Source organism: Trinickia dinghuensis (genome assembly GCF_003367175.1).
In the GTDB taxonomy this organism is placed as follows: domain Bacteria; phylum Pseudomonadota; class Gammaproteobacteria; order Burkholderiales; family Burkholderiaceae; genus Trinickia; species Trinickia dinghuensis.
In genome coordinates this window covers 290,235-315,271 of sequence record NZ_QRGA01000010.1, presented here as the reverse complement: position 1 = coordinate 315,271, position 25,037 = coordinate 290,235, and the positions used below count along the sequence as shown (strand labels likewise).

The 25,037-nt window shown below is 61.9% G+C and carries 25 protein-coding genes; 16 read left to right on the top strand and 9 right to left on the bottom strand.

The features are described 5' to 3' along the window. The first annotated feature begins 48 nt into the window (after positions 1 to 48). Positions 49 to 816, top strand: a complete 768-nt coding sequence (locus tag DWV00_RS19500) for a tetratricopeptide repeat protein (protein WP_115535220.1) — start codon at positions 49 to 51, stop codon at positions 814 to 816. A gap of 52 nt (positions 817 to 868) precedes the next feature. Here DWV00_RS19500 and DWV00_RS19495 read toward each other — a convergent pair whose 3' ends face one another. Continuing rightward, a complete protein-coding gene (locus DWV00_RS19495) occupies positions 869 to 1,777 on the bottom strand; it encodes a LysR family transcriptional regulator (protein ID WP_115535219.1) in 909 nt (302 codons plus the stop codon). Positions 1,778 to 1,901: 124 nt separating this feature from the next. On the opposite strand from DWV00_RS19495, the gene metE reads away from it, so the two are divergent. The 8 genes from metE to DWV00_RS19455 all read left to right on the top strand — a co-directional run bounded on the left by metE (position 1,902) and on the right by DWV00_RS19455 (position 10,419). After that, on the top strand, positions 1,902 to 4,196 hold the full coding sequence (gene metE / locus DWV00_RS19490) for a 5-methyltetrahydropteroyltriglutamate--homocysteine S-methyltransferase (protein WP_115535296.1): 2,295 nt from the start codon (positions 1,902 to 1,904) through the stop codon (positions 4,194 to 4,196). Between the two features lie 225 nt (positions 4,197 to 4,421). Beyond that, a complete protein-coding gene (locus DWV00_RS19485; RefSeq protein WP_115535218.1) occupies positions 4,422 to 5,621 on the top strand; it encodes an NAD(P)/FAD-dependent oxidoreductase in 1,200 nt (399 codons plus the stop codon). 21 nt (positions 5,622 to 5,642) lie between these two features. Beyond that, a complete protein-coding gene (locus DWV00_RS19480; RefSeq protein WP_115535217.1) occupies positions 5,643 to 5,882 on the top strand; it encodes a 2Fe-2S iron-sulfur cluster-binding protein in 240 nt (79 codons plus the stop codon). Positions 5,883 to 5,889: 7 nt separating this feature from the next. Next, positions 5,890 to 7,221 carry an FAD-dependent oxidoreductase gene (locus DWV00_RS19475; protein ID WP_115535216.1) on the top strand — a complete coding sequence of 444 codons (1,332 nt, stop codon included), beginning with the start codon at positions 5,890 to 5,892 and terminating at the stop codon, positions 7,219 to 7,221. Positions 7,222 to 7,223: 2 nt separating this feature from the next. After that, the gene (locus tag DWV00_RS19470) at positions 7,224 to 7,958 is read left to right on the top strand and encodes an aspartate/glutamate racemase family protein (RefSeq protein ID WP_115535215.1); all 735 of its coding nucleotides are present in this window, start codon (positions 7,224 to 7,226) and stop codon (positions 7,956 to 7,958) included. 139 nt (positions 7,959 to 8,097) lie between these two features. Continuing rightward, positions 8,098 to 8,931 (top strand): transporter substrate-binding domain-containing protein, encoded by an 834-nt coding sequence (locus DWV00_RS19465; protein ID WP_181885526.1) that lies wholly within the window; start codon positions 8,098 to 8,100, stop codon positions 8,929 to 8,931. A gap of 40 nt (positions 8,932 to 8,971) precedes the next feature. Further along, on the top strand, positions 8,972 to 9,640 hold the full coding sequence (locus DWV00_RS19460; protein ID WP_115535213.1) for an amino acid ABC transporter permease: 669 nt from the start codon (positions 8,972 to 8,974) through the stop codon (positions 9,638 to 9,640). A gap of 2 nt (positions 9,641 to 9,642) precedes the next feature. Next, positions 9,643 to 10,419, top strand: a complete 777-nt coding sequence (locus DWV00_RS19455) for an amino acid ABC transporter ATP-binding protein (RefSeq protein ID WP_115535212.1) — start codon at positions 9,643 to 9,645, stop codon at positions 10,417 to 10,419. A 142-nt stretch (positions 10,420 to 10,561) separates the two neighbouring features. Here the strand turns inward: DWV00_RS19455 and acnB are convergent, their stop codons facing one another. Continuing rightward, positions 10,562 to 13,147 carry a bifunctional aconitate hydratase 2/2-methylisocitrate dehydratase gene (gene acnB, locus DWV00_RS19450; RefSeq protein ID WP_115535211.1) on the bottom strand — a complete coding sequence of 862 codons (2,586 nt, stop codon included), beginning with the start codon at positions 13,145 to 13,147 and terminating at the stop codon, positions 10,562 to 10,564. 312 nt (positions 13,148 to 13,459) lie between these two features. Then, complete coding sequence (locus DWV00_RS34115; RefSeq protein ID WP_181885525.1) at positions 13,460 to 13,627, bottom strand: hypothetical protein; 168 nt, start codon at positions 13,625 to 13,627, stop codon at positions 13,460 to 13,462. Positions 13,628 to 14,053: 426 nt separating this feature from the next. Between DWV00_RS34115 and DWV00_RS19445 the strand changes: the two genes are divergently transcribed. Beyond that, positions 14,054 to 14,542 carry a hypothetical protein gene (locus DWV00_RS19445; RefSeq protein WP_115535210.1) on the top strand — a complete coding sequence of 163 codons (489 nt, stop codon included), beginning with the start codon at positions 14,054 to 14,056 and terminating at the stop codon, positions 14,540 to 14,542. A gap of 38 nt (positions 14,543 to 14,580) precedes the next feature. Here the strand turns inward: DWV00_RS19445 and DWV00_RS19440 are convergent, their stop codons facing one another. Both DWV00_RS19440 and DWV00_RS19435 read right to left on the bottom strand, forming a co-directional pair. Then, positions 14,581 to 15,348 carry a ParA family protein gene (locus DWV00_RS19440; protein ID WP_115535209.1) on the bottom strand — a complete coding sequence of 256 codons (768 nt, stop codon included), beginning with the start codon at positions 15,346 to 15,348 and terminating at the stop codon, positions 14,581 to 14,583. Between the two features lie 226 nt (positions 15,349 to 15,574). After that, positions 15,575 to 16,378, bottom strand: a complete 804-nt coding sequence (locus tag DWV00_RS19435; protein ID WP_115535208.1) for a class I SAM-dependent methyltransferase — start codon at positions 16,376 to 16,378, stop codon at positions 15,575 to 15,577. Between the two features lie 683 nt (positions 16,379 to 17,061). Between DWV00_RS19435 and DWV00_RS19430 the strand changes: the two genes are divergently transcribed. The 5 genes from DWV00_RS19430 (at position 17,062) to bamC (ending at position 21,004) form a co-directional block, all read left to right on the top strand. Next, the gene (locus DWV00_RS19430; protein WP_115535207.1) at positions 17,062 to 17,841 is read left to right on the top strand and encodes a hypothetical protein; all 780 of its coding nucleotides are present in this window, start codon (positions 17,062 to 17,064) and stop codon (positions 17,839 to 17,841) included. Beyond that, positions 17,831 to 18,253, top strand: coding sequence for a hypothetical protein (locus DWV00_RS19425; protein WP_147297934.1), 423 nt, complete (start codon positions 17,831 to 17,833; stop codon positions 18,251 to 18,253). Before DWV00_RS19430 ends, DWV00_RS19425 begins: the two co-directional genes overlap by 11 nt. A 625-nt stretch (positions 18,254 to 18,878) precedes the next feature. Beyond that, positions 18,879 to 19,268, top strand: coding sequence for a hypothetical protein (locus DWV00_RS19415; RefSeq protein ID WP_147297933.1), 390 nt, complete (start codon positions 18,879 to 18,881; stop codon positions 19,266 to 19,268). A gap of 77 nt (positions 19,269 to 19,345) precedes the next feature. Further along, positions 19,346 to 19,585 (top strand): hypothetical protein, encoded by a 240-nt coding sequence (locus DWV00_RS19410; RefSeq protein ID WP_115535204.1) that lies wholly within the window; start codon positions 19,346 to 19,348, stop codon positions 19,583 to 19,585. 186 nt (positions 19,586 to 19,771) lie between these two features. After that, entirely contained in the window at positions 19,772 to 21,004 is a 1,233-nt protein-coding gene (bamC, locus tag DWV00_RS19405; protein ID WP_115535203.1) for an outer membrane protein assembly factor BamC, read from the top strand. A 548-nt stretch (positions 21,005 to 21,552) separates the two neighbouring features. On the opposite strand, the gene DWV00_RS19400 is transcribed toward bamC, so the two are convergent. From DWV00_RS19400 to DWV00_RS19390, 3 genes are all read right to left on the bottom strand, one after another. Further along, the gene (locus DWV00_RS19400) at positions 21,553 to 21,810 is read right to left on the bottom strand and encodes a DNA-binding protein (protein WP_115535202.1); all 258 of its coding nucleotides are present in this window, start codon (positions 21,808 to 21,810) and stop codon (positions 21,553 to 21,555) included. A gap of 169 nt (positions 21,811 to 21,979) precedes the next feature. Continuing rightward, positions 21,980 to 22,264: a hypothetical protein gene (locus DWV00_RS19395; RefSeq protein WP_115535201.1), complete on the bottom strand. Its 285-nt coding sequence runs from the start codon at positions 22,262 to 22,264 to the stop codon at positions 21,980 to 21,982. A gap of 155 nt (positions 22,265 to 22,419) precedes the next feature. After that, positions 22,420 to 23,139 (bottom strand): YdcF family protein, encoded by a 720-nt coding sequence (locus DWV00_RS19390; RefSeq protein ID WP_425452803.1) that lies wholly within the window; start codon positions 23,137 to 23,139, stop codon positions 22,420 to 22,422. A 245-nt stretch (positions 23,140 to 23,384) separates the two neighbouring features. Here DWV00_RS19390 and DWV00_RS19385 point away from each other — a divergent pair, with 245 nt between their 5' ends. Then, positions 23,385 to 23,693 carry a hypothetical protein gene (locus tag DWV00_RS19385; protein ID WP_115535199.1) on the top strand — a complete coding sequence of 103 codons (309 nt, stop codon included), beginning with the start codon at positions 23,385 to 23,387 and terminating at the stop codon, positions 23,691 to 23,693. Between the two features lie 735 nt (positions 23,694 to 24,428). Here DWV00_RS19385 and DWV00_RS19375 read toward each other — a convergent pair. Then, positions 24,429 to 24,827: a transposase gene (locus DWV00_RS19375; RefSeq protein ID WP_115535197.1), complete on the bottom strand. Its 399-nt coding sequence runs from the start codon at positions 24,825 to 24,827 to the stop codon at positions 24,429 to 24,431. Positions 24,828 to 25,037: the final 210 nt, after the last annotated feature.

The window sequence follows — 25,037 nt, the reverse complement described above, 5'->3', positions numbered from 1 at the left end:
CTGTTTGTCCCGCCGCGGCTTCCCACTCGAGAGTCGAACGAACGCATCATGCCTTACTTCTTTGGAATCGGTCTTCACGTCATTGTTGCGATTTATTTCGCCGTGCATGCCGTGCGTCACCAGCAGAACATTTATTGGCTGTTCATCCTCTTCGCGTTCCCGATGTTCGGCAGCCTCGTGTATTTCTTCGTCGTCTATCTGCCGAGCCTGCGCCAGACGCGCGGTGCGTATGTCGCCGCAAGGGCCATCACGCAGTTCGTCGATCCTAATCGCGCCTTGCGTGAGAGCCGCGTGGAGTTCGATCGTGCGCCTACCGTGGCGAATCGGATGCGGCTCGGCGCCGCGTTGCTCGACGCCGGCAATCCGCAGGAGGCGATCGAGCATTATCAGGCGGCGGCGAATGGGCCTTTCGCCGATGATCCCGCTTTGCTCGTGGGTTTGGCTCGTGCGCAGTTCGAATTGAATCGATTCGCTGCCGCCGATGCCACACTGACGCGTTTGTTTTCGACCGATCCGCAGTCGCGCAACAAAGCCGAGCCCGCTTTGCTTTATGCGCGTGCATTGGCGGCGCTCGGTGCGCCCGGTACACGCGCGGCGTTCGAAGCGGCGTTGGCGTGTGCGAGCGATGCCGCACCTCGGTGTTTGTTCGCCGATTGGCTCGCGGCGCAACCGGGCGAGGCAGACCACAGGCGCGCCATCGCGTTGTTCGAAGATATCCTTCAGGACGGCAAACATTGGCCGCGCTACGCTCGCGAGCACAACCGCGAGTGGCTGCAGCGCGCACAATCGGCGCTGGCGGCGAGCGCCGCGCGTTGAACCTGAATCCGAGCCGTCACCAGAAGGTACCGAAGCTCTGCGAGTGCGCCGCTTACCGTCCCACGCGCGGCGCACTGTTCTTCATGTCGCGTGCGAGTTCGACGAAGGCACGCAAGTAATCGATGCCCGCATCGGTTTCCCGTGTACCCAGAAAGATCTGCTTGGCGATGCCGCTGCGCCCGAGTTTCAGACTCACGAGCGGCATCCGATCGGCGTATTCCTCGGCAAGCCATCGCGGCAGCGCGGCGACGCCGCGATTGCTCGCGACCATCTGCAGCATGATGTCGGTGGTTTCGATTGTTTTATGGCGACGCGGCGCAGTGTTTGCAGGCCGCAGGAAGTAATTGTAGATGTCGAGACGATCGGTTTCGACCGGGTAGGCCAGCAGCGTTTGATCGACAAGATCGTCCGGTTCGACGTGCGGCACATTCGCCAGCCGATGCTGCTCGGACACGACGAGCACCTGCTCGTAATCGAACACCGGATCGAAGCGCAGGCCTGGGCGCATGAGCGGATCGGGCGTGACCAGCACGTCGATGTCGTAGCCCAGCAGCGCGCCGATGCCCCCGAACTGAAAGCGCTGCTTCACGTCCACGTCGACATCGGGCCAAGCCGACAGGTACGGGGAGACCACCTTGAGCAGCCACTGGTAACACGGCGCGCATTCCATGCCGATGCGCAGTGTGCCGCGCTCGCCGTCCGCGTACTGTTTCATCCGCGCTTCCGCATGCTCGAACTGCGGCAGCAGCCGGTTCGCGAGCCCGAGCAGATAGCGGCCCGCCTGGGTCAGCCGCAGGCTTCGCCCCTCTCGGTCCCAGATCGGCGCGCCCATCTGCTGCTCGAGCTTCTTCACCGTGTGGCTGAGCGCCGATTGCGTGAGGTGCAGGGTCGTTGCCGCGGCCGTCAACGAGCCTTGCCGCTCGATCTCTCGGATAACGAGGAGATGAAACCGTTCCAACATGGTCGGACGCTCACCGTACACATGAAAAACATTAATGGATAAATGAAATAATACCATTATCTTTCATGTGTCCTCAGACCTATCATCGCTTCCACCTTTGAAATCATTGGAAACGGCAGCGTTCATGGTCACGACACACAATCTTGGTTTCCCGCGCATCGGCGCGAAGCGCGAACTGAAGTTCGCCCTCGAAAACTACTGGAAGGCTCAGTCGTCGCGCGACGCGTTGCAGGCGCTGGGCGCACAACTGCGCCGGCGCCATTGGGAGAGCCAGCGCGGCCTCGATCTGGCGCCGGTCGGCGATTTCGCCTTCTATGATCAGGTGCTCGACATGAGCTTCACGCTCGGCAATCTGCCCGAGCGCGTGCAGGGTTTCCACGGTGATGTGCTCGACAACTATTTCCGCGTCGCGCGCGGCCGTTCCTCGCAGGGCGGCGAGGACCACGCGGCATGCTGCGGTGGCGTCGCGGCCGGCGAAATGACGAAGTGGTTCGATACGAACTATCACTACATCGTCCCCGAATTCACCGCGTCGACGGGCTTTTCGCTCGACCCGTCGCGCCTCGTGGCGCAACTGGCCGAAGCGCGTGCCGCCGGCGTCACCGCGAAGCCGATGATCATCGGGCCGGTGACGTATCTGTGGCTCGGCAAGGCCAAGGACGATTCGGACCGCCTCGCACTGTTGCCGAAGCTGCTGCCCGTGTACGGCGCGCTGCTCGATACGTTCGCGTCGCAGGGTGTCGAGTGGGTGCAGATCGACGAACCGGCGCTCGTCACCGAACTCCCCCCGGCCTGGCAACAAGCTTTCGTGACGGCGTACGAGGCGCTCGAAACGCGCCGAGTGAAACTGCTGCTCGCGACGTATTTCGGTCAACTGCAAAACAATCTCTCGCTGGCGTGCAAACTGCCGGTCGATGGTTTGCACATCGACGCGATCAACGCTCGCGACGAAGTCGCGCAAGCGGCACGCGAACTGCCGGCGGATCGCGTGCTGTCGGTGGGCGTGATCAACGGCCGCAACATCTGGAAGACGGATCTGACCGCGGCGCTCGAATGGCTCGAGCCGCTTGCGCGGACGCTCGGTTCGCGGCTCTGGATTGCGCCGTCGTGCTCGCTGCTGCACGTGCCGGTCGATTTGGAGAGCGAACAGAAGCTGGACCCGGAGATTCGTTCGTGGCTCGCGTTTGCGCTGCAAAAACTCGACGAACTGAAGGTACTGGCCGGCGCGCTGAATCAAGGTCGCGCGTCGGTGGCGGACGCGTTAGCCGCGAGCGCCGCCGCGATTCAGAGCCGTCGCGCGTCGCCGCGTGTCAATAATCCCGCGGTCAAGGCCGCTGTCGAAAAGATCGACGCGTCGCTCGGCAAGCGCGCCAGCATCTATGGCCAGCGCGCATCGAAGCAGTCCTCGATTCTGAACCTGCCGGCTTATCCGACCACGACGATCGGCTCGTTCCCGCAGACGGCCGATATCCGCCATGCACGCAGCGAGTACAAGGCCGGCAAGCTCGACGACGCCGGCTACCGTGCCGCGATGCGCCGCGAGATCGAGCGCAGCGTACGCGAGCAGGAAGCGCTGGGCCTCGACGTCCTCGTGCACGGCGAAGCGGAACGTAACGACATGGTCGAGTACTTCGGCGAACAGCTCGACGGCTACACGTTCAGCCAGTTCGGCTGGGTGCAGTCGTACGGCTCGCGCTGCGTGAAGCCGCCCATCCTGTTCGGCGACATCAGCCGGCCGAAGGCGATGACGGTCGAGTGGATCACGTACGCGCAGTCGCTCACGAACAAGCCGATGAAGGGCATGCTGACCGGCCCCGTGACGATCTTGAACTGGTCGTTCGTGCGGGACGATCAACCCCGCTCGGTGTCGTGCTATCAACTGGCGCTTGCGATCCGCGACGAAGTGCTCGACCTCGAGAAGGCCGGCGTGCGCGTGATTCAGATCGACGAAGCCGCGCTGCGCGAAGGATTGCCGCTGCGCCGCGCGCAATGGAACGAGTATCTGCAGTGGGCCGTGGAATCGTTCCGCATCACTGCGAACGGCGTGCGGGATGAAACGCAGATTCACACGCATATGTGCTACTCGGAGTTCAACGACATCATCGCGTCGATCGCCGATATGGACGCGGACGTGATCACGATCGAGACGTCGCGTTCGGACATGGAGCTGCTCGATGCATTCGACAACTTCAAATATCCGAACGAGATCGGGCCGGGTGTCTACGATATCCACTCGCCGAACATCCCGACCCAAGATCACATCGTTCAGCTGATGAAGAAGGCCGGCGAGCGCATTCCGGCGGAACGCCTGTGGGTGAATCCGGACTGCGGCTTGAAGACGCGTCAGTGGGAGGAGGTTATCCCCGCGCTGACTAACATGGTGGCTGCGGCTAAAACGCTGCGTAACCGGGCATCGTAGTGCCGGCTCCCCGTATGTGCGCCGCGTGACGCATGCGGGGGGCGTGCGTCCTCCATTCGGATCGGCGTGAAGTAACACGGTGGGGCCGCTCGCGAGAAGAGGTAACAAGACCGCCGGCAATGCCTTTCGATTATCTACCGTCACGGGGTGACCCCTCGGTCCAGGTTGACGACGTCCCGATAAGCTTTAAACTGGGACGCTCGGCTTGCCACGGACGCGGAAGGAATGAGCACGGCGAAGGGATCAGGGGCACATATCATTGTGGTCGGCGCGGGCATCGTCGGTGCATCCGCGGCCTATTTCCTGACCCAGGCGGGCCATGCGGTGACCGTCATCGATGCCGACACGCCCATGGCCGGTGCGTCCGGCGCGTCCGACGGCGCCGTATCGGTCGGTAGCAAAAAGCCCGGGTTCTTGATGCAGGTGGCGCAGCGAGCACGCGATCTCTACGTCGAACTCCAGCGCGACGGAGTACTCAGCGGGCTCTTTTACAGCCGTCCCACCTATTTGTTTGCGCGCAATGCCCTCGAAGCCGAGGTGCTGTCCCTGCACGCCACCGACCTCGTCGATGCCGGGGTTCGCGTCGATCGGCTGAGCACCGATGAACTGGCTCACCGAATACCGGGCTTGAGCCGGTCCATCGTATCGGCTGTCTCCGTTCCCGACGATGGGCATGCGCTCGGCTACCAAGTCGTCGAACGAATGCTTCGGCTTGCGGCTCCCCGCATCATTCGTCACGCAGCGGTCCGTAGCGTGCGGATCGAACACGGCCGGGCAATCGGCGTCGAAACGGATGCGGGCTTCATGGGCGCCGATGCCGTATTGATAGCAGCGGGCTTGGGCTCGAAGGCGTTGCTTGGCCTCGGTGAAATCCTGCGCCCGCGCAAAGGTCAAATCGTGATTACCGATCGAGCGGCCGATAACCAAGCCGCCTTCGATGGGCAGCTCATGTCCGCTTCCTATCTCGCGGCCAAGCGCGACGTCTCGGCGTCCAAGCGCGATCCGATCAGCTTGGTCATCGATCCGCTGCTGACGGGGCAGTTTCTCATCGGTGGCACGCGCGAAGATGGACTCGGCGACGGCGAGACCACGATCAACTATGTTTCCGGAATGCTAAGGCAGGCGGTAGATATTTATCCATCGCTCGAACAGCGCAGGGTCATCCGCACGTTCGCCGGTGTTCGAACCGCGACCGTCGACGGCATTCCCATCGTCGGTGCCCATCCGCATCACGCCGCGCTCACGATCGCGACGGGATTCGAGGGCGATGGTATTTGCCTTGGACCTCTGATGGGGCGGCTTGCGGCCGAGATCGTCATGGGCAAACCTTGCTCGCTCGATATTGGCATCAGCCCGTTGTCTCCGTCGCGCTTCTCGGCAGCGGTGGGCCTCGCGCAACCGAGCCCCACCGCTCAACAACGGTAGGGCTATCCGAGTGGACGTGTGATGAACGGTTTCTACTGGAATGCGCTGCGGATCGAGTTCGTGCAAGGCGAAACGGTGGCGCTTGCGCTTCGACGAGCCGGTGTCGCCAACTTCGGACCGACGCCGAACGGTGGGGCGGCGCGATACTTTTGCGGAATCGGGCAGTGCCAAGGATGTCTGGTCTCGATCGATGGAAGCGCGCCGGTGGAGTCCTGTATCACGCCGGCTAAAGCCGATTCCAAAGTGACTTCCGGCTATTGAGGCGACTATGTCGAGCGTATGTGACGTTCTCGTCGTAGGCGCCGGACCCGCCGGCGTCGCCGCCGCCGTCGAGCTGGCGTCTCGGGGCGTGCAGGTGCTGCTCGTCGAACAGCGGCCGACAGCAGGCGGGGCTATCCATCGTGCCGCTTTCGATGGACAGCCGAGCACAGTCAAGATGCCGGCGAGGCACAAAAGGAATTGGGCGCGCTTGAGGCTTGCGCTCGAGCGGCACGCCGATCGTATCCGGGTCCTTACCGAGGCGGTGTTCCTTGGAATCGACGGACACGGCGTCTGCCTGATCGATCACCGTGTTTCGAATCAGGTCAAGCTGGTCAAACCCAAAGCGATCGTCTTCGCGACGGGGGCGATCGAACGCGTGCCCCACGTGCCGGGCTGGGACCTCTCCGGCGTGGTGACCGCGGGCGGCCTTCAGGTCCAGATGAAAGAGAGCGGCCAAGCACCGCGTGGCCGCATTCTGATCGCCGCGAGCGGCCCCTTGCCGATCGCGGTGGGCGCGCAGTTGGCCGCGCTCGGCAATGCGCCGGTTGCCGTCCTCGAGCGAGCGCGTCCGCTGCGTAATCTGCTCGCGCATCCGGCCGCACTGCTCGGCCTGATGGCCGGACCTCGGCAACTCGTCGAGGCACTGGGCTATTTCAGGGTATTGATGCGCGCGAAGGTCCCGTACCGGACCGGTATTCGGGTGAAGGCCGTACGCCGGGAGAATGATCGGCTTGTGGTCGAAACGACGGATGACAAAGGCAACGACGCGCAATACGTCGTCGACACCCTGGTGTTGCACGATGGTCTCGCCCGAAACGATCGGGGCCTGCCCACTGTCGATGTGCACGGCATCGCGGTTGCCCGCGCGGGAGACTGCAACGAGGTCCTAGGCGCCGACGCTGCGATCACGGAAGGGCGCAAAGCCGCGCAACGCATCGCGTCGAGGCTATCGGGGCGCCCCGTCGAGCCGCATGCGGATGCGTTCGATTTGGCACGAGTCTTCCAGCAATCGCTCGCGAACTGGTTCGAAAAGCCGCCGGTGGACATGACGGACGAGACGATCGTCTGTCGGTGCGAGCGCGTGACCAACGGCAATCTCGCTTCCATGAATTTCCAGTCGCCGCGTGAAATGCGGCTCGTCGGCCGCGTCGGCATGGGGCTGTGCCAGGGCCGGTTCTGCGCGCATGTAGCCAGCCAGTCAACGCAGGCGCAAGATGTGAGCTTTGCCGCGGCCGACATCGATGGCGCGTCGCTCAGATGGCCCATACGGCCGGTTTCCATCAAAGCGCTAGCGGCGGCCGAAGAATTGGAAGCACCGAACGCACCGAAAGCACTGTGATCATGAACCCACGACACCCCCTGTCGAAGCCGGCGCGGCCCGTCGTCAACGGATTGACGCTTGGCGTCCTGATGCTGGACACGCGCTTCGTGCGCTTTCCGGGGGAGATCGGCAATGGGCTCACCTGGCCCGTTGCGCTTCAGTTCAAAGTGGTCAAAGGCGCGACGCCCGCCCGCGTGATCGACGACGAGGGCGCCGGCCTGCTCGAGCCGTTCATCGAAGCCGCGCGTGAGTTGATCGACCTGGGCGTGCAGGGTATTACGACGAGCTGCGGATTCCTCGCGCTGTTCCAACGCGAACTGAGCGAGGCGTTGCCGGTCCCCGTGGCGACTAGCTCGCTGTTGCAGGTGCCTATCGTCGAGCGCATGCTGCCGAAGGGAAAACGCGTCGGCATCTTGACGATCAACGAACGCGCATTGACGGACCGGCACCTCGCGGCCGTGGGCGTCGATGCGACGACGCCGATCGTCGGAATGCACGAGCACAGTCTCTTTCGCAAGGCGTTCACGGACCAGGCGCTGCCGTCGGCCGCGGACTTCTCCGTGCTTGAACGAGAGATGGTCGACGCGGCACGGCGCCTGACGGCAAGCCATCCCGAAGTCGGAGCGATCGTTTGCGAATGCACCAACATGCCGCCCTTCGCGCCGGCGTTGCGCGCGGCAACGGGGCTGCCCGTATTCGACATGGTCGGATTGATCCGCTGGTTCGTTGCCGCTATCCAGTCGCACGCCGCGTAGGTGGCCTGCTTTCTCACGAGGCGGGAGTGAACGTTATGGCGCGCACCGTGCGCTAGGGTTTGCCCGCATGCATCTGCGGCGCGGCACTGGGCATATTGTCAGACTGACAAAATAGTCCACTGGCTCGAGGAGAATGGTTGTGATCACCCGCAGAGATTTTGTCGCAGGGATGTGTGCCGCCGGTCTGGGTACGATGGTGTCGGTGCCCGCCCTTGCGCAGGCTGAATCCACGATGGCGCGTATCAAGCGCACGAAGGTGCTTCGTACGGGATTCGTCGCCGGTGCGGCGCCGTATTTCGTCAAGTCCGTCGCAACAGGCGAATGGCAAGGCTTCTGCGTGGATTTCGCGAAGCAACTGGCGGCGTCGCTGGGCGTGCAGTTGCAGGTCGTCGATACGACGTGGGGCAATTCCGTGCTCGATCTGCAATCGAACAAGATCGATTGCATGTTCGGGCTGGCGCCGACCGAGGCGCGCAAGAAGACCGTCGGTTTCACGAGTCCGCTGTTCCTGAACACCTTCACGCTGGTTGCGCGAAAGGGTTTCGATCCGAAGACATGGGCGGACGTCGACAAGCCGAGTGTTCGCCTTTCGGTCGATCAGGGCTCCAATCAGGACACCTTTGCGACTCAGAGTTTGTCGCATGCGTCGCTGCGCCGCTTCGAAACCTCGGGCGATGCGACGCTTGCCTTGCAGACCGGGCGAGTCGACGCACAGGTGCTGGTCGTGCTGCTGGCGGTCACGGTTTTGTCGAAGTCGCCGCAATTGGGCCATTTGGTCGTGCCGAGTCCGCAATCGACCGCGCCCACCGCCGTGGGGCTTCAGAAAGAAGACGATCCGGCGTTCATGAATTACCTCAACGATTGGCTCTCGAAGCAGCGGGCAAGCGGCAACATCAGAAAGACCATTCTCGACAATATGCAGAAGCTCGCCGGGATCGATCCGAAGTTGTTCCCGAAGGAAGTGACGCTGTAGGTCCAGGAAACGACGGCCGGCAACAGCAACTGGAGGGGACGTGTACCACTGGGATTTTGGATCGGTTTGGGTTTATCACAAGCTTTTGCTGAGCGGCTTGGCTTATACGCTGGTCTATACGGTGATCGTCGTTGCGGCGGGACTGTTGCTGGGCATGATCGTCGGCATTGGACGGGTACGGGGGCCGGCGGTCATTGCCGGTCTCTTTCGCTGCTACGTCGAGGTGTTTCGATGCACGCCGGTGCTGGTGCAGCTGATCTGGTTTTACTACGCGTTGCCGATTCTCACCGGGATTGAAATGTCGCCGGCCATGGCGGCAGCGCTCTCTCTGACGTTGTACGGCGGAGCGTTCTACGCGGAGATCGTGCGCGCCGGCATTCTCGCCGTGGATTGGGGGCAGACGGAGGCGGGGATGGCGCTGGGCATGCGGCGCAAACAGATCATGCGCAGGGTCATCTTGCCGCAGGCGTTTCGACGGATGGTTCCGCCGCTGATGAGCCAATCCATCATGCAGTTGAAGAACACTTCACTGCTTTCGGTGATCGCCGTGCCGGATCTGTTGTATCAAGCCCAGTCGGCGGCGCACGATTCCTATCGGCCGCTCGAGCTTTATACGATTGCGGCCGTCTGCTATTTCATCGTTCTCTTTCCCGCAACGGTTTGGTCCAAGCGTCTCGAGAGCCGCCTCGCCAAGCAAGACAGGAACTGATCATGAGCGAGTTGATGATCGAGGTCGACAATCTGAGCAAACGCTTCGGCGATCACGTTGTCTTGAAGGACATATCGCTGAAGGTCGGGAAGGGATCGGTCGTGGCGATGATCGGCCCATCCGGCTCGGGCAAATCCACCTTGCTGCGTTGTATCAATCTATTGACGATTCCCGACGGCGGAAAGATTCGCGTCGGCGCTCGGACGATGTCGTTTCAAGGCGGACAGGCGAGCAAGATGCGCGAGAAGGATCTCGCCAGCTATCGCGCCACGACGGGGATGGTGTTTCAGCATTTCAATCTGTTCCCGCACATGACCGTCGTTCAGAACGTCATGGAAGGGCCGATTTCCGTCAAGAAGGTGCCCAAGCCGGAGGCTCGCGCGCTCGCGATGGAATTGCTGACGCGCGTGGGGCTTGCCGACAAGGCCGATACCTATCCCGACAAGTTGTCCGGCGGGCAGAAGCAGCGTGTCGCCATTGCGAGGGCGCTGGCGTTGCGTCCCGACGTGATGTTGTTCGACGAAGCGACGTCCGCGCTGGATCCGGAGCTAGTCGGCGAGGTGCTCTCGGTGATGAGGGCGCTTGCGGAAGACGGCATGACGATGATTCTCGTCACGCACGAAATCGCGTTTGCGCGCGAGGTTGCCGATCAGGTGATTTTCATGCGCGACGGAGTGGTCGTCGAAGCGGGGCCGGCCGAGCAGGTGATCGATCATCCCACTCAGGCGGCAACCCGCGCTTTCTTGTCGAGATTCATCGAGGCGCGGGTGGGGCGATAGGGGACTGCCAGTCGCGCCGCCGGCGTTTCCGAACGACGAACTCATCGCAACCCAAACAAAAAAAGCGCTGCAGGCAACTTAGCCCGCAGCGCTTTTTTGTGGCGCTACGACGTGAACGTCACGCCCTAGCCCAGCGGCTCATTTACATATTCACCGTGTCCGCCACTTCCTTGAAGTCTTGGATCTGGTCGAAGTTCATGTACTTGTAGATCTTGTCGCCGTTGGCGTTGAGCACGCCGATGTCGGCCATGTACTCTTCCTTCGACGGGATCTTGCCCAGACGCGAGCAGATCGCCGCCAGTTCCGCCGAGCCGAGGTACACGTTCGTGTTCTTGCCCAGACGGTTCGGGAAGTTGCGGGTCGACGTCGACATGACCGTTGCACCTTCGCGCACCTGTGCCTGATTGCCCATGCACAGCGAGCAGCCCGGCATTTCGGTGCGGGCACCGGCCGTGCCGAACACGCCGTAGTGACCTTCTTCCGTCAACTGCTTCTGGTCCATCTTGGTCGGCGGGGCCACCCACAGCTTGACCGGGATGTCGCGCTTGCCTTCCAGCAGCTTCGACGCGGCGCGGAAGTGACCGATGTTGGTCATGCACGAGCCGATGAACACTTCGTCGATCTTGGCGCCGGCCACGTCCGACAGCGTCTTCACGTCGTCCGGATCGTTCGGGCAGGCCACGATCGGCTCGTGGATGTCCGCCAGGTCGATCTCGATGACGGCTGCGTACTCGGCGTCGGCATCCGGCGACAGCAGTTGCGGATCGGCCAGCCACTGCTCCATCGCCGAGACACGGCGCTGCAGGCTGCGCGGGTCTTGGTAGCCTTCGGCGATCATCCACTTCAGCAGCGTGACGTTGCTGTTGAGGTACTCGATGATCGGTTCCTTGTTCAGGTGGACCGTGCAACCGGCGGCCGAGCGCTCGGCGGACGCATCCGACAACTCGAACGCTTGCTCGACCTTCAAGTCGGGCAGGCCTTCGATTTCGAGAATGCGGCCCGAGAAGATGTTCTTCTTGCCTTGCTTGGCCACCGTCAGCATGCCTTGCTTGATGGCGTACAGCGGAATCGCGTTGACCAGATCGCGCAGCGTCACGCCCGGCTGCATCTTGCCCTTGAAGCGGACCAGCACCGATTCCGGCATGTCCAGCGGCATCGTGCCGGTGGCGGCCGCGAAGGCGACCAGGCCCGAACCCGCCGGGAAGCTGATGCCGATCGGGAAGCGCGTGTGCGAGTCGCCGCCGGTGCCGACGGTGTCGGGCAGCAGCATGCGGTTCAGCCACGAGTGGATCACGCCGTCGCCCGGACGCAGCGCGATGCCGCCACGGGTGCTGATGAAGTTCGGCAGGGTTTGGTGCGTCTTCACGTCCACCGGCTTCGGATAAGCGGCGGTGTGGCAGAACGACTGCATCACCAGGTCGGCCGAGAAGCCGAGGCATGCCAGGTCCTTCAGTTCGTCGCGGGTCATCGGGCCGGTGGTGTCCTGCGAGCCGACCGAAGTCATCTTCGGTTCGCAATACGTGCCCGGGCGAATGCCCTGGCCTTCCGGCAGACCGCATGCGCGGCCGACCATCTTCTGGGCCAGCGAGAAGCCCTTGCCGCTGTCGGCCGGCTGCTGCGGCAGACGGAACAAGGCCGACGGAGCCAAGCCCAGCGCCTCCCGCGCCTTGGCCGTGAGGCCGCGGCCGATGATCAGCGGAATGCGGCCGCCGGCGCGCACTTCATCGAAGAGCACGTCGGACTTGACCTGGAATTCGGCGATTACGGCGCCGTTCTTCAGCGCTTTGCCTTCGTACGGGCGCAGTTCGACTACGTCGCCCATTTCCATCTGCGACACGTCGAGTTCGATCGGCAGGGCGCCGGCATCTTCCATCGTGTTGTAGAAGATCGGGGCGATCTTGCCGCCGAGACACACGCCGCCGAAGCGCTTGTTCGGAATGAAGGGGATGTCTTCGCCCGTGAACCACAGCACCGAGTTCGTGGCCGACTTGCGCGAGGAGCCGGTGCCGACCACGTCGCCCACGTACGCGACCAGGTGGCCCTTTTCCTTCAGCGATTCGATGAACTTGATCGGGCCGCGCTTGCCGTCTTCTTCCGGGGTGATGCCGGGACGGGCGTTCTTCAGCATCGCCAGCGCGTGCATCGGGATGTCCGGGCGCGTGGTGGCGTCGGGGGCCGGCGACAGATCGTCGGTGTTGGTTTCGCCCGTCACCTTGAATACGGTGATGGTCAGGCTTTGCGGCACTTCCGGACGGCTCGTGAACCATTCGGCGTCGGCCCAGCTTTGCATCACGGCCTTCGCGTGGGCGTTGCCCTTGTCGGACAGTTCTTTGACGTCGTGGAACTGATCGAACATCAGGAGGGTTTTCTTCAGCGCTTCGGCTGCCACGGCGGCGACCGCGGCGTCGGACAGCAACTCGATCAGCGGCTGGATGTTGTAGCCGCCCAGCATCGTGCCGAGCAGTTCCGTGGCGCGCTCGCGCGAGATCAGCGCGCAGGCCGTCTCGCCTTTAGCCACGGCGGCTAGGAAGCCGGCCTTTACGCGAGCGGCTTCGTCCACGCCGGCGGGCACGCGATGGGTGATCAGGTCGAGCAGCGTTTGCTCTTCGCCTGCGGGCGGATTCGTCAGCAGTTCCACCAGCTCGGCGGTTTGCTGAGCCGTCAGCGGCAGGGGAGGGATACCGAGCGCGGCGCGTGCGGCCACGTGAGCACGAAAGTTTTCAAGCATGGGGGACCTGCTGGATCGTGTTTGAGGGGAAGGCTTGTCAGGCACGGTGAGGCTGCCCTGGCACTGCATCGAACGCGATTTTAGTCGCGACGCTCTGTAACGTCAAATGTCTTATGTCTTATATAAGAGTTGAGGGCGACGCTTAGAGGGTGTGGTGCCCGACATCGAGGAGCAGGGCTGTCGAAGGCTTATGGCTTGAGCGGGCCGATGTCGGGAGACGTCGAACTGAAGGGGGATGCGGACCGCGGCCTACTCACGAGTGCTTTGGGACCGCATCTTGGCAAGCTGAAGGATGCTGGACTGCGTAGGCGCTTAGACGCCGTATCCCGAAGCGTGCATCAACTGGCGCGACAACTCGCTTTCCTCGCCTTCCGCTTGGAATTGCGTGCGAAGTCGCTCGTCTTCGCTGCGGGTTATGCCGCGGTGCATGGCTACAACCAGCGCGACAACGGCCACGAGAAATATGGGGAAGAAAGGCATGATGTTGCTCCAGGTTGGTCAGGCCCGATCTGTGCCCGGCGACGGTCGGGCGGGTTCGCATTGCAGGTGGCTGGGTCTGTCTGTATTGATTCTAGGCGCATACGCCGGGCCTGGAGGCGCGCAGCGGCAACGACATCGGAGCGATGGAGTTTCGTTAGGATAGTTTTGCTGTACAGCAAAACTAGCGGAAATCGCTAAACTAAACCCCAAAATGCTTCTTTAGCTGTATAGCAGAACTTCTGTTTCTTTCAGATCGATGACGAATGGTGGCGATGGTCGACACGATGCTTGCGCAACGTGGTCGTCGGGGTGTTCGATCGTCTGAATTTTGGGGGCGAACGCGGGGCGACCCGGTGCGGCCGGTATTCTTACGGGAGCAGCCGAACTTCCAGAGCCGGGAGGTTCGAACATCGATCGCGATTACCTATGAGCGCTCCGACCAAAGACGAATTTGAGCTACACCTGCGCCGCCTAGACGATAGGCTGGAGGCCCACGTTCGTCTCCTTGACGAACGCATAAGTAGCCAGAGCGCCTTGTACACTCAGTGGAGGGAAGGGCAGCAGAAGCTTATGGATGAGCGAGACCAGCGTCTCGCGGATGCCGTTAAGGACCTGCGCGACGATTCGACTGCTGCTCGGAAGGAGACCGCAGAACAAGTACGTAGTCTCAAGACTGTGACGGTAACAACCGCGATAGGCGCAGTGACTGCGATTGTCGGCGGGAACGCAGCTTTCAACGCTACTGTGCTGTCGAATAGGGTTGCCTCGTTCGAGTCAGGCAAGAACACGCCAACGTCAATTGTGCAGGCCACCGACCAACTGAAGCAGGTCCAAGAGGACGTAAGCAGGACCCAACAGCAGATGAAGGTCTTGCTCGACAGCGTCACGGCCAGTGGCGTAACGAAGAACCCTTAGGACTTCCCGCTGACGAGATTCGCCCGCCATGTGCGGCCTTAAGCTCCGCTCAACTCCTGATGCAGGGCGACAAACTCTCGCGCGATCTTGTGCGCCGGATCGAGGTAAATGACCGGCTTCGCCTGCTGATGTGATTCGCGAATCTTCACCGACGACGACAGCCGCGACGCCAGGACGGGCAAGCCTTCGTCGACGAGTTCGTCGACAAGTTTCTGCGGCAGGCTCGCACGCGGCTGGAACTGGTTGACGACAATGCCTTCGACGGCGAGATCGGCGTTGTGGTCCTGCTGAATTTCCTTCACGTTGTCGAGCAGCGCGTAGAGCGCGCGGCGCGAGAAGTCGTCACAGTCGAACGGAATCAAGCAGCGCTCGACCGCGATCAGCGCGGCCCGCGTATAGAAATTCAGCGCGGGCGGCGTGTCGATGTAGATCGCGTCGTACATGTCGAGTTCGTTCAGCGCGTCCCGCAGCTTGTAGATCTTGTAGCGCGACTCGAGCTTGCTGTGCAGCGTGTCGAGATCGGAGTGCGCGGGCATGATGTCCAGATTCTCGAAGGGCGTCGAATGGATGAACGACGTCACATCGATGGGCCGGAAGTTGAAGTTGAGCGCGGTTTCGAAGAAGTCCGCGGCGTTGGGCTTCGCGTCGGCCAACGCGGTGCCCAGCAAGTACTGGCTCGAATTCGCCTGCGCGTCGAGGTCGATGACCAGCGTACGCCGGCCTTCCTTCGCGCAGATCGCAGCGAGATTGCAAACGATGGTGGATTTGCCTACGCCACCCTTCTGATTGAACACGACACGCCGCATGTCATCGTTCCCCTGTTTCGCGTTAGTCCGGTGATGCGGAAGAGCGGCCAGCATACCCGATGTGGAAGACGGAGAGGCGTTTGCTGCGGAGTAGATGGTCTTGGAAACTGCACGAGCGTGCGCGACCAAGGCAATCGTGCAACGGATCGTTGCACGATTGCGAGCCGTGGCCATGCTTAGGCCTGCGTTCGCGTGTTCTCTTCGGCTTGCATTCGCATCGCATCCGTCAGAGCTTGACGGCGAGCGTAGCCAGAAACGTCGGAAGAAAGTTGTCGATGACAAACCGAGGCTTGGGCTGTTTATCTTCGTAGAATCCTTTCAGCACGAATCCCGCCTCTAGTTGGCCGCCGATCTGTTCACTCAAGCTGTGACCGAATACCAAGGCCTCTCCGTTCGACTGTTTTCGCGCCAACTCCTCTGGAGCGAGGTCGCGCACATCCGAGTACGGGACGCTGAAGCGCGGGCAGATCAAGCCCTGCTCGGCGAACGTTGGGCTCCGATCTGCAACAAACACGACGGGATTGAAGAAACTGCTAAGCAAGCGTCCGCCACCCGCTCGCAATACTCTGAAGCATTCGTGCCACACGGGCCGCACATCCGGCACATACAAGTTGGAGATCGGATGAAAAATGACGTCGAACGATGCATCCGCAAAGACTGATAGATCGCGCATGTCGCCTTGCACGATTTTCAAGGCGAGACCATCCCGGCGCGCGACCATCTCGTCCAGCTCAAGTTGCGAAGCGGACGCGTCAAAGACCGTGACGTCGGCGCCGGCTGCAGCGAGAACCGGTGCTTGCTGACCGCCCGCCGAAGCGAGGCAGAGAATGCGCTGCGCCCGAACGTCAGGTAGCCAGTGTGGAGGAAGCGCATTGGGCGTCAGATGGACGGTCCAATCACCGCGGTGGGCGGCTGCGATGACATCGGGGCCGACGGGTTGAGACCATTCACACCGGTTCGCGGCCTGACGGTTCCAGGCAGTACGGTTGTGGTCGAAGATGTCTAATTCGTTGGTCGGCAAAGCGGGCATCGTGTTTTCCTCGAATGGGCTTGGAAAACTGCCTGTCGGTACGCTTGCCGCGAGCACGATCCCGCATCAATAAACCGTGAAACCCCGGATCTCAGGGGGACGGCATGAGCAGGAGGATCGAAATGAAAAAGCAATGCGGCTCGCGCACGAGGCAGCGAGTGGGCAAGATGCGAAGGCATCCAGGCATTACTTGTTCATTCGGGACACCTGTGGATTTCGGGATGGGGAGCGGCATTTTAACCGAACCGACGGCGGTTGATATTTGCACGGTAGCTGCCATACAAAACCGTATTTGAAGTTGCGCGGCGCGAAGCCCTATATTTCGAGATATTTAAACTTTCGGGTTCCCGCCAGTGGTGCGAGTACCGTGCCGCGGCACAGTCCGATAGGCTCGAGGCCTTCAGGAGAGCCGCATGATCCTGTATTCGAGTGGTTCAAACATTGACCGTGCCGCAGGCGCTAGGCCTTGCCAGTGGCGGATCGGTCGACGTAACGCCTCGCGAGGTCCGGCGCGAGTGACATGGAGCAGGCCGTTGCCGGGCTCCCGCGACGATCACCGGTTGCTTGTTATGCGCCGTCGGAGTACGGAAAAAAGAGCTATGTTTTTCATCGAAATGTTACGATCCGACCCACTACAGGGTTCGACGTGCGCTTGCGTCTTTGTGTAAGGAAACTTCTGCTTCATGGCCGCTCCACGAGCAAAATCTGTTGCCGAAGAGGCGTTTGACGAACTGTCGTCCCTCGTACACAAGGATTGGGGCTCGATTGACTCGTTTACGCTCGCTCGTCTTGAGCGAGCTGCTAAGAACGGCATTCCCGTAGATCCGGTTCTGGCCCACCAGGTTCTCGGCATCGTGGCTGCCATCCGGTGGGACGACGCCACAATGGACGAGCAGTTCGGCATAGCGATGCGCTACGACGCCGGAGCGACCGTGGAAGAGAATTACGCATCGACGCTCGACGGCGCGGGGCGTTGCATCGAAAGCGCAAATTTGTACGAGCGCGCGGCGAATACGCATCCGACTGACCGTGCCATTTGGCGTCGAGCGATGCAAGCCAACTGGCAAGCGGGCCGGTGGCAGCGAACTCTCGATCTGGCGGACGAGTTGGCAAAACGTTCTCCCGATGAGGAATTTCCTCACCTAAATACGCAGAAGCAAATGATCGCCGTGGTTAAACGCAATGGGGTCTCGCTGCAAACGATTGAGGCGTTGCATACCGCTGTGTATTCGTTTCTCCATGACCGGCGTGTTCGTACAATTGGAACAGTCTGTGATTCGGATACGAGTCCCGGGGAGGAATCGATCTATATCCTGGTCAGAATTAAGGGGGATCCTGAGCAAGTGAAGGAGTTAGACGAGGAATTGACGCCCGTCCTGTTCGATGCGGTTGATGCTTTCCCGCTGGGGTCGTTCTACATTGGACTAATCGCGGAAGGCCAGGAGGATGCACGTGTCTCCTGAGGAGTTCATCGAGACAGCTGAGCGATTGCTTGTCGAGCCGTGTAAGGAAGCTGACCAGAGAAGCGCCGTCTCGCGCGCATACTACGGTGCTTTGCACGCGAGTCGTGATAGTGTGCCGCGTCCCTTTGTCCCGACGGAGGCGGAACTCAGCCGTGGGGAAACGCACAAGGCAGTTATCGATAGTTTGGCTAGGTGGGGAAAAGCGGTAGCGCCTGGTCGCACCGGCGCTCAACAGGCTGCCAGAAATCTGGCCGTTTTGAAGAAAGCCCGCAAGGACGCGGAGTATGAAATTGCCGACCCGGTCGATTCGCACAACGTTGCTTCCTGCGTTGTGGACTCGCGGAGGATCCTCAAGTTAGTGCGCGACGCTCGCGCGCTCTACGACAAGCAGCAGAGTCCTAAGCAAGCCTAAGCTCCGTGGCCGCAATAAGCGGCCTTTTTCTTTCCATGCCGCGAAAAACGGGCTCGCGTTGCGCGTCCAGACGAGCGTAGCCCGGCATGGATTTCACTAGGCGTCGGGGCTTTTCTGTCTTGTTCTGGTGCCCGGGACCGGACTCGAACCGGCAAGCCTTTCGGCGGCGGATTTTCGTCACACTACATCTTTCGATGCCGGCGATAGGCGTCGCCGTTCGTGCGCTGGACTATGCCTTCGCCGTCTCTACGCACACGAAAACTCGTGCGCGCTGAATTAGGCGCCCCCCGTCTAGTCTCTACACCTTCCACGAAACAGCCTTGCAGCTGCGTTTTCGGGCTTGGCTCGGCGTTGCCTCGGCTGTCGCTGCGGCGCGCATTATCGCGAGAGCAGGGGCCAGGGGGTTCGCCGAATTTGAAGGGTTCTGCACCAGCCGTTTCCAGCCGGGCACTCAATTGCTTAAGTCCGCTATGTTTACCAATTTCATCACCCGGGCAGGGCGGACGCGATTCTACCACCGGTCGGGCGCAATTCCGCTAGGGTGGCGGCGCCAAGATGGGCATTGGCGAACGGCCGAACGCGTCCTCGGATAAAATGGCGGCCCTCTCGAACCTCAGGAACGCCGATGAACAAGCCCCCGCTTATGCTGGTCGCGCTGCTCACGATCGCGCCCCTCTTGGCCGGTGGCTGCACGCTGTACTCGAACCCCAGCGCCTGCAAGGCGCAAATGCGCGAAGCAGCGGGCAAGGCCACGCCGCCCGAAAAGCTGTCGATCTCGCATGTCGGCGTCGGCATCCACGGTTCGCGCGTCGTCGTCGAGGGCACGCTCGAGGCGGCTGCCGCACCCACCGCCAATGCATCGGACGCCTCCGGCGCGAGCGCGCCGCACCCCAAGGCCAAGCCCGTCGCAAAGCCGGCCTCGGCCGAATGCACGTTCGAAGGCAACAAGCTCCAGGCCCTGCACTGGTTCGCCCCTCCCGAACTGGCTAACCCGCCCGCACCGGCGAAGGGCTGACCCACGCACTGCGAGCCCCCGCCGCGCGGTGCTAGCATGTTCGCTTGCGTCCGTTCGCAAGCGACAAGGAGGCGGCCATGGATGGTTTCGTGCGGCATCAAATGGAAGGCGTCTCGGTCGACATTCAGATCGTGCCCGCGCAGCCGAGCGGCTACGCGGCTCGTTTCCGCGTGTCGGGCGAACCCGGCGACGAAGCCGATTGGCCGATCGTTCACGTTGCCGAAGGGCCATTCGCCACGGCGCAGCAGGCCGAGGAAGCCGCTAAATCGGCGGCATTGGTGCATATCCTCGAGCAGGGCGGCTCGCCTCGGCATTGAAGCAACGAAGCCGAAGTAACCGAAATCTGAAGTAGCCGAAATGGCGATGCCCCTTCCCGGCGTGTCCGCCGATTGCCGCCCCGGCGCTGCGCCCGGCGTGTTTTTACACATGCCTCGCCGCGTCCGGTAAAATGCCCGGCTGATCCATTCACACATTGGCGGCGAAGGCGCAAGGATTTCCCGAACATGACCGATCTTCGTTTTACCTCGCGGCTCGCCGCTTTGATTTTGGCAGGCGGCCTCGTTGCCGGTTGCAGCACCCCGTCTCCCACCAAGATCGATTACAAGAGCGATTCGAAGTCGAAGCAAGCTTCGCTCGCCGTTCCGCCGAACCTGCTCGACGAAACGGCCGATCAGCGTTCGCTGCCGCCGCAAGGAGGCGAGACGTCGGCCTCCACGCTCGCTCAAGTGCAGAAAGCCGCGCCGTCCGAAAACAACGTGATGCCGCCGGTCAAAGGGATGCACATCCAACGTGACGGCACGGAAAGCTGGCTCGTCATCGATAACCGCACGCCCGACGAAGTGTGGCCCCGCGTTCGCCGCTTCTGGCAGGAACAGGGCTTCCTGCTCGTCGTCGATCAGCGCGACAAGCACGTGCTCGAGACAGACTGGAACGAAACGCGTCCGCAAATCAACCTGGGTCTCATCCGCGGCACGATCTCGAAGGCGATGGGCAACGCCTACGTTGCCGCCGAGCGCAACAAGTACCGCACGCGTCTAGAGTCGGCGCCGAACGGCGGCACCTACGTGTTCATTAGCCAAAAGGGCATGCACGAGGAGCTCGAGAGCACGAACAGCGATACGACGAAGTGGGTGGCGAAGCCGAACGATCCGGCGCTCGAACTCGAGTATCTGAAGCGCCTGATGGCTGGCCTCGCATTGGCCGACGCACGCGGCAGCGACACGGCCGGCCCGGTTGCCGCCGATATCGCGCCCAATGGCGCGAGCGACGCCGCCGCGGCCAAGGCCGGCAAGCCCGATGCAAACGCAGCTGCCATCGCGGCCCGCAATGCCACGATGTCGGCACAGGCGCAAGACGCGGCCCAAGGTGCCGGTGCCGCAACGGGCGGGCAATACACGTCGACGGAGCTGACGCTCGACGAGTCGTACGATCAAGCGTGGGAGCGCGTTGGTCTCGCGCTCGATCGCTCGAACTTCACGGTCGACGATCGCGATCGTACGAAGGGGCTCTACCAGATCCGCTATGTCGATCCGAAGGACAAGAGTTCCGAGGAGCAGGGTTTCTGGAGCCAGGTCTTCCACGGCCGCAAGGAGAAGGTGGCGAAGCAGTACTACATCAACGTGAAGGCCGTCACCGAAAACCAAACGCGCGTGGCAGTCGTGAACGACAAGGGCGACGTCGAGAGTTCGCAGCCCGCCAAGGAAATCATGTCGATGCTCGTCGATCAACTGCACTGATCGACGCTCGAAACCGTACGAGCTTCACACCAGCTTCAATCGGAACCCGCCGCTCGGCGGGTTCTTTTTTTTGTCGCCCTGGCTTTATCGACCATCGCGCCGTGTTCCCGCTCGGCCTTGCGTGTCACGTGACGTTACGACGTAACGTTTCGATCACGAAACGATTTCATTTTCCGGGTGGTTGATTTTTTCTTTTTTTAAATCAGAGGGTTGCCTGCATATTTTGGCATGGCACGTAAGCTGCTTTTAGCTTGCGGTAGGGCAAAAAATGCAGGGAGGCCGAGGCGGCCTTCGATCAACAAATAGCCGCGAGTTGCGGCCGCGACGCACGCCACGCTGATGCGATTGTGCCCGCAACTAAAGCGCGGTTCGAATCCATTCGAAGCGCCGCCTCGAAATGACACGGCTCGCGTTTCTTGCGCGAGCGACGGTGGCCCCGTCGCCTATCCTCGTAGGGTGACGGTTTTACCCGCGTTCCACGGAATGCGGGTATTTTTTTGTGCGCCGGATCGGTGGGGTCGTTAGGACCCCGAACGAATATGAGCCGCTCAGTGACTGGCTTGCGGCACGTCCAGGATCAGGATGATGGTCCAGTCGGCGTCGCCGTCGTGGTGGTATTGCCGCTCGACGACGATGAACGGCTGCTGCTTGCCGGCCGGGCCGAGGAATAGGACGTCCCCTTCCATGGGCAGGCATTCGACGGGCGGCAACGCCAGAAACGCTTCTTGTGAACCGCGCGGCATCAGTTTCTCGATCTTGCGCGATGCCGCTTCAGTCCATTCGATATCCAACTGGATGTTGCTCATGCTGTCCTCTCCGCACCAGGGTGCGCGCGGGTTACGAAATGTTCGGGTGCGCGACTGTAGCATACCGGCCCGGCATGCCGGCCGCGCTGTTTCGCGCATATAAAAAAGCCGAAGCCGGCAGGACCGGCTTCGGCTTATCGTGAGCCGCGGCGCCTCGCCGCAGTAGCGATTACTTGGCGCCGCTCGCCGCCTCGGCCTTGTCGGCTTTCGCCTTGCCCTTCGCAGCGTGCTTGTGCATCGGATGGTGATGCATCTTGTGCTTCATCTGCATATGCTCGTGTTCTTGCATCGGCATTTGCTCTTGCTGCTGCTGAAGCGCTTGCGCCCGCTGTTCGACGTCGGCGGCTCTCGCCGGATCGGTGCTCATCGTGACACCGCCTTCGTCAGTTTGTGCGTAAGCGGCGCCGGCCAGCAGCGACAGGGAAAACATGACAGTCAGGGACGCTTTCTTCATTATTGCCTCCGTGCGAAAAATGGATGGATGGTGGTCCAGATGCTGCCCGTCCGGCTGGACATTGCAAATTCTAGCCAGCATAAGCCCAAGAACGGGATTCGTGTGGAGCAAATGCGACGTTCGGTTACGTATCGTTACATGTCGGGACTGTGCCGTCAAAACCAGCCCAACGCGCGATAGACATAGAACTGGGCCATGCCGATCAGTTCATGCAGCGCAACGTTGGCCGCGATCAAGTTCGGCAGGCGCGGCAGCAAGCCGCAGCGGACGATCTTGCCGCTCGAGGCGACCGGCTCGGGCGTCAGTCCGAACCGGTGAAAATCCAGGAGTGCGCGCGGCATGTGGTAGGCCGATGTCACGAGCATCAACGAATCGTAACGTTCGCTGTGCAAAATACGTGCGACAAACTCGGCGTTTTCATAGGTCGTGAGGCTGGCCTTTTCCAGAACGAGATCGTCGCGCGCGACATGCGCTTCGGTGAGATATGGCGCGTAGGTCTGCGCTTCGGTGGCGGGGTGTCGTTGCGGGTTGCCGCCGCTGATGATGATTTCGCAGTGCCGGTTTCCCTGCTTGCATTGTGCATACAGCGATGCCGTCGTCGCTAACCGCGACAACGCGTCGGATTTGGGCACCAGCGCGCCGTGCCGATCATATTCGGTTCCGGCGCCGAGTACGACGATGATCGTGCGAGGGCCGAACGTCGGAGGCGGATAGTGCGACGCGTCATGCTGCACCAGAGCGAGCACCGGGGCAGTCAGCCACCCCGCCGAAAGCAGCCAAAACAGGGCGAGGGCTGCAACGGCGATGACCTTCCGCGCTCGCCGCCATAGCACGAAAACCGCTGAAAAAAGCGCGAATAAAGTGAATATGATCAATTGAGATAGGGTAACGTATGGTTTCGGGGTTCGCGCCGCATGCAGCGGTGATACATTGAATGACCATGGGTGAAACGCGCATTCCGATGCGTGGAGTAGCGCCTGATTATATGCAGTCCACGACATGACGGGGCCGGTACACCCGGTCGCCGCCCCGGCTCGACGGCTGGCGCTCATCTGTACCGGCCGCCGTAAGATATGCACCGTCATGCGTGACGGTGGCCGCACTTTAAGAAAGAGTCGAGATGACCACGTATTCCAACGAAGCGGTGCTCGAAGCGCTTAGGCGAGTGCAATATCGTCAGGTTCCATGGGCCAGGCGCCCTGGTGTGTTCGAATATCTTCGAGGGCTCGGCTTGATGGAGACGGTCCGCCAGCGCACCGTTGCGCCGGGTGCGGGCTTTCATGCTCCTGTCGATATTGCAGTCTTGACGGATAAAGGGCGCGCCGAATTCAATCGGCTTGCCCGGGAAGAGCGAGCGCTGAGTTGGACCGACGCTAAAGCGGGCGAGTACGCGCCGAGTGAAACGGCCGCCGCAATCGAGCGGTCGTAAGGTCTCACCCCGTCGTCACCCTCTTCGTCGTATCGTTTTCGGCGATCGAGTCCTTTCGCCGCGAATATCCTCGAAAAAAAACCCGTATCGCGAGGATACGGGTACCGGATATTTCTGCTGCCACGCTGTGCTCATGGCAATCACTCCGACTAGCCGAACGGCCAGTGGTTCCCTTTGTTTCGATTTGAAATGCGTGAATGCCGCGATATGCACCCAATCAACGTTTTGGGGGCGGGCGAGGGTGTGCGCCGTTTTCGTTCCAGCGCGCGTTGCTTTCGATGTCGCCGCGCAGATTTCCCCGCGGCGCGGGTGTGGGCGCCGACGCAGCCACGGGCGGGTGCGGGCGCGGGGCGTGCCAGTCGGCCGAGATCTCCGGCGGGCGCGGTCTGGGCGCACGAAGGGACTGCGCGCGGACCAGCGCGGCATGCGCCACCGCGATGCTGCAAATCAAGACACCCGTTGCGTAAATCGCTGCCTTCATTCGGAAGTATCCGGCACGACGTGCCGGCTGCGTATCGGCATGCCGTCACGATAGGCGTGCTCGCGAAAGGGCGCTGTAAATATTAGTAAATGGATGTTTCGGAGTCGCTCGACCGCGTGTAGGCCGGATGGGGCGGGGCAGGGAGGCGAGCGCGGTGGGGTCGCGGCGCGACAGTCGCTGCAGCACTCGTTGCCGTTCCGCACGGTTCCCGGGAGGGTAGCCGTGCGGTTCGGCTAGATGACGGCTGGGGGTGCTCAGGCCATTTTGACGGGCGCGCGCCACGATTCGGGGTTGGTCCAGAACGCGCCGCGCAGGCGGTCCGGGCTCCGCGGGGCCGGCGGCTTGACGGTGCTGGTGCCGATGCGTCCGCGCAGCGAAATCTGGCGGCCGCACGTTCCCAAGCGCTGGACGATCTCGACGAGCGTGCCGTCCGCTTGCCACTCGTCGAAGCGGCGCCGGCAGGTCGGCGGCGAGGGATAGCGGCCCGGCAGCTTGGACCACCCTTCGCCCGTGGACAACACCCACAGCACTGCATTGACGACGGCGCGCGCTTCGACGCGCGGGCGTCCGCGTCGCTCGTTTCGGGCGGGCTCGGCGCAGAACAGCGCTTCGACCAGCGCCCACTCGTTATCTCTCAAATCGTCGAACACCATATGTCCTCACCTCAGCGAAACTGACCCCGGTGCGCTGCCCCGTGCCGCGCACCCTTGACACACCCTGGTTGGGTGTCGAGCGAACTGGCGGGCGCCGCGAACGATGTCGACCATTCAGTAGCGCTCCAACCCGCTGCGCGCCGTGCGACGCATGAAGCGTGCCATACCGGCGGCGAATGCTTGGAGGCCCCGCCGCCACAGCCTTGTGGG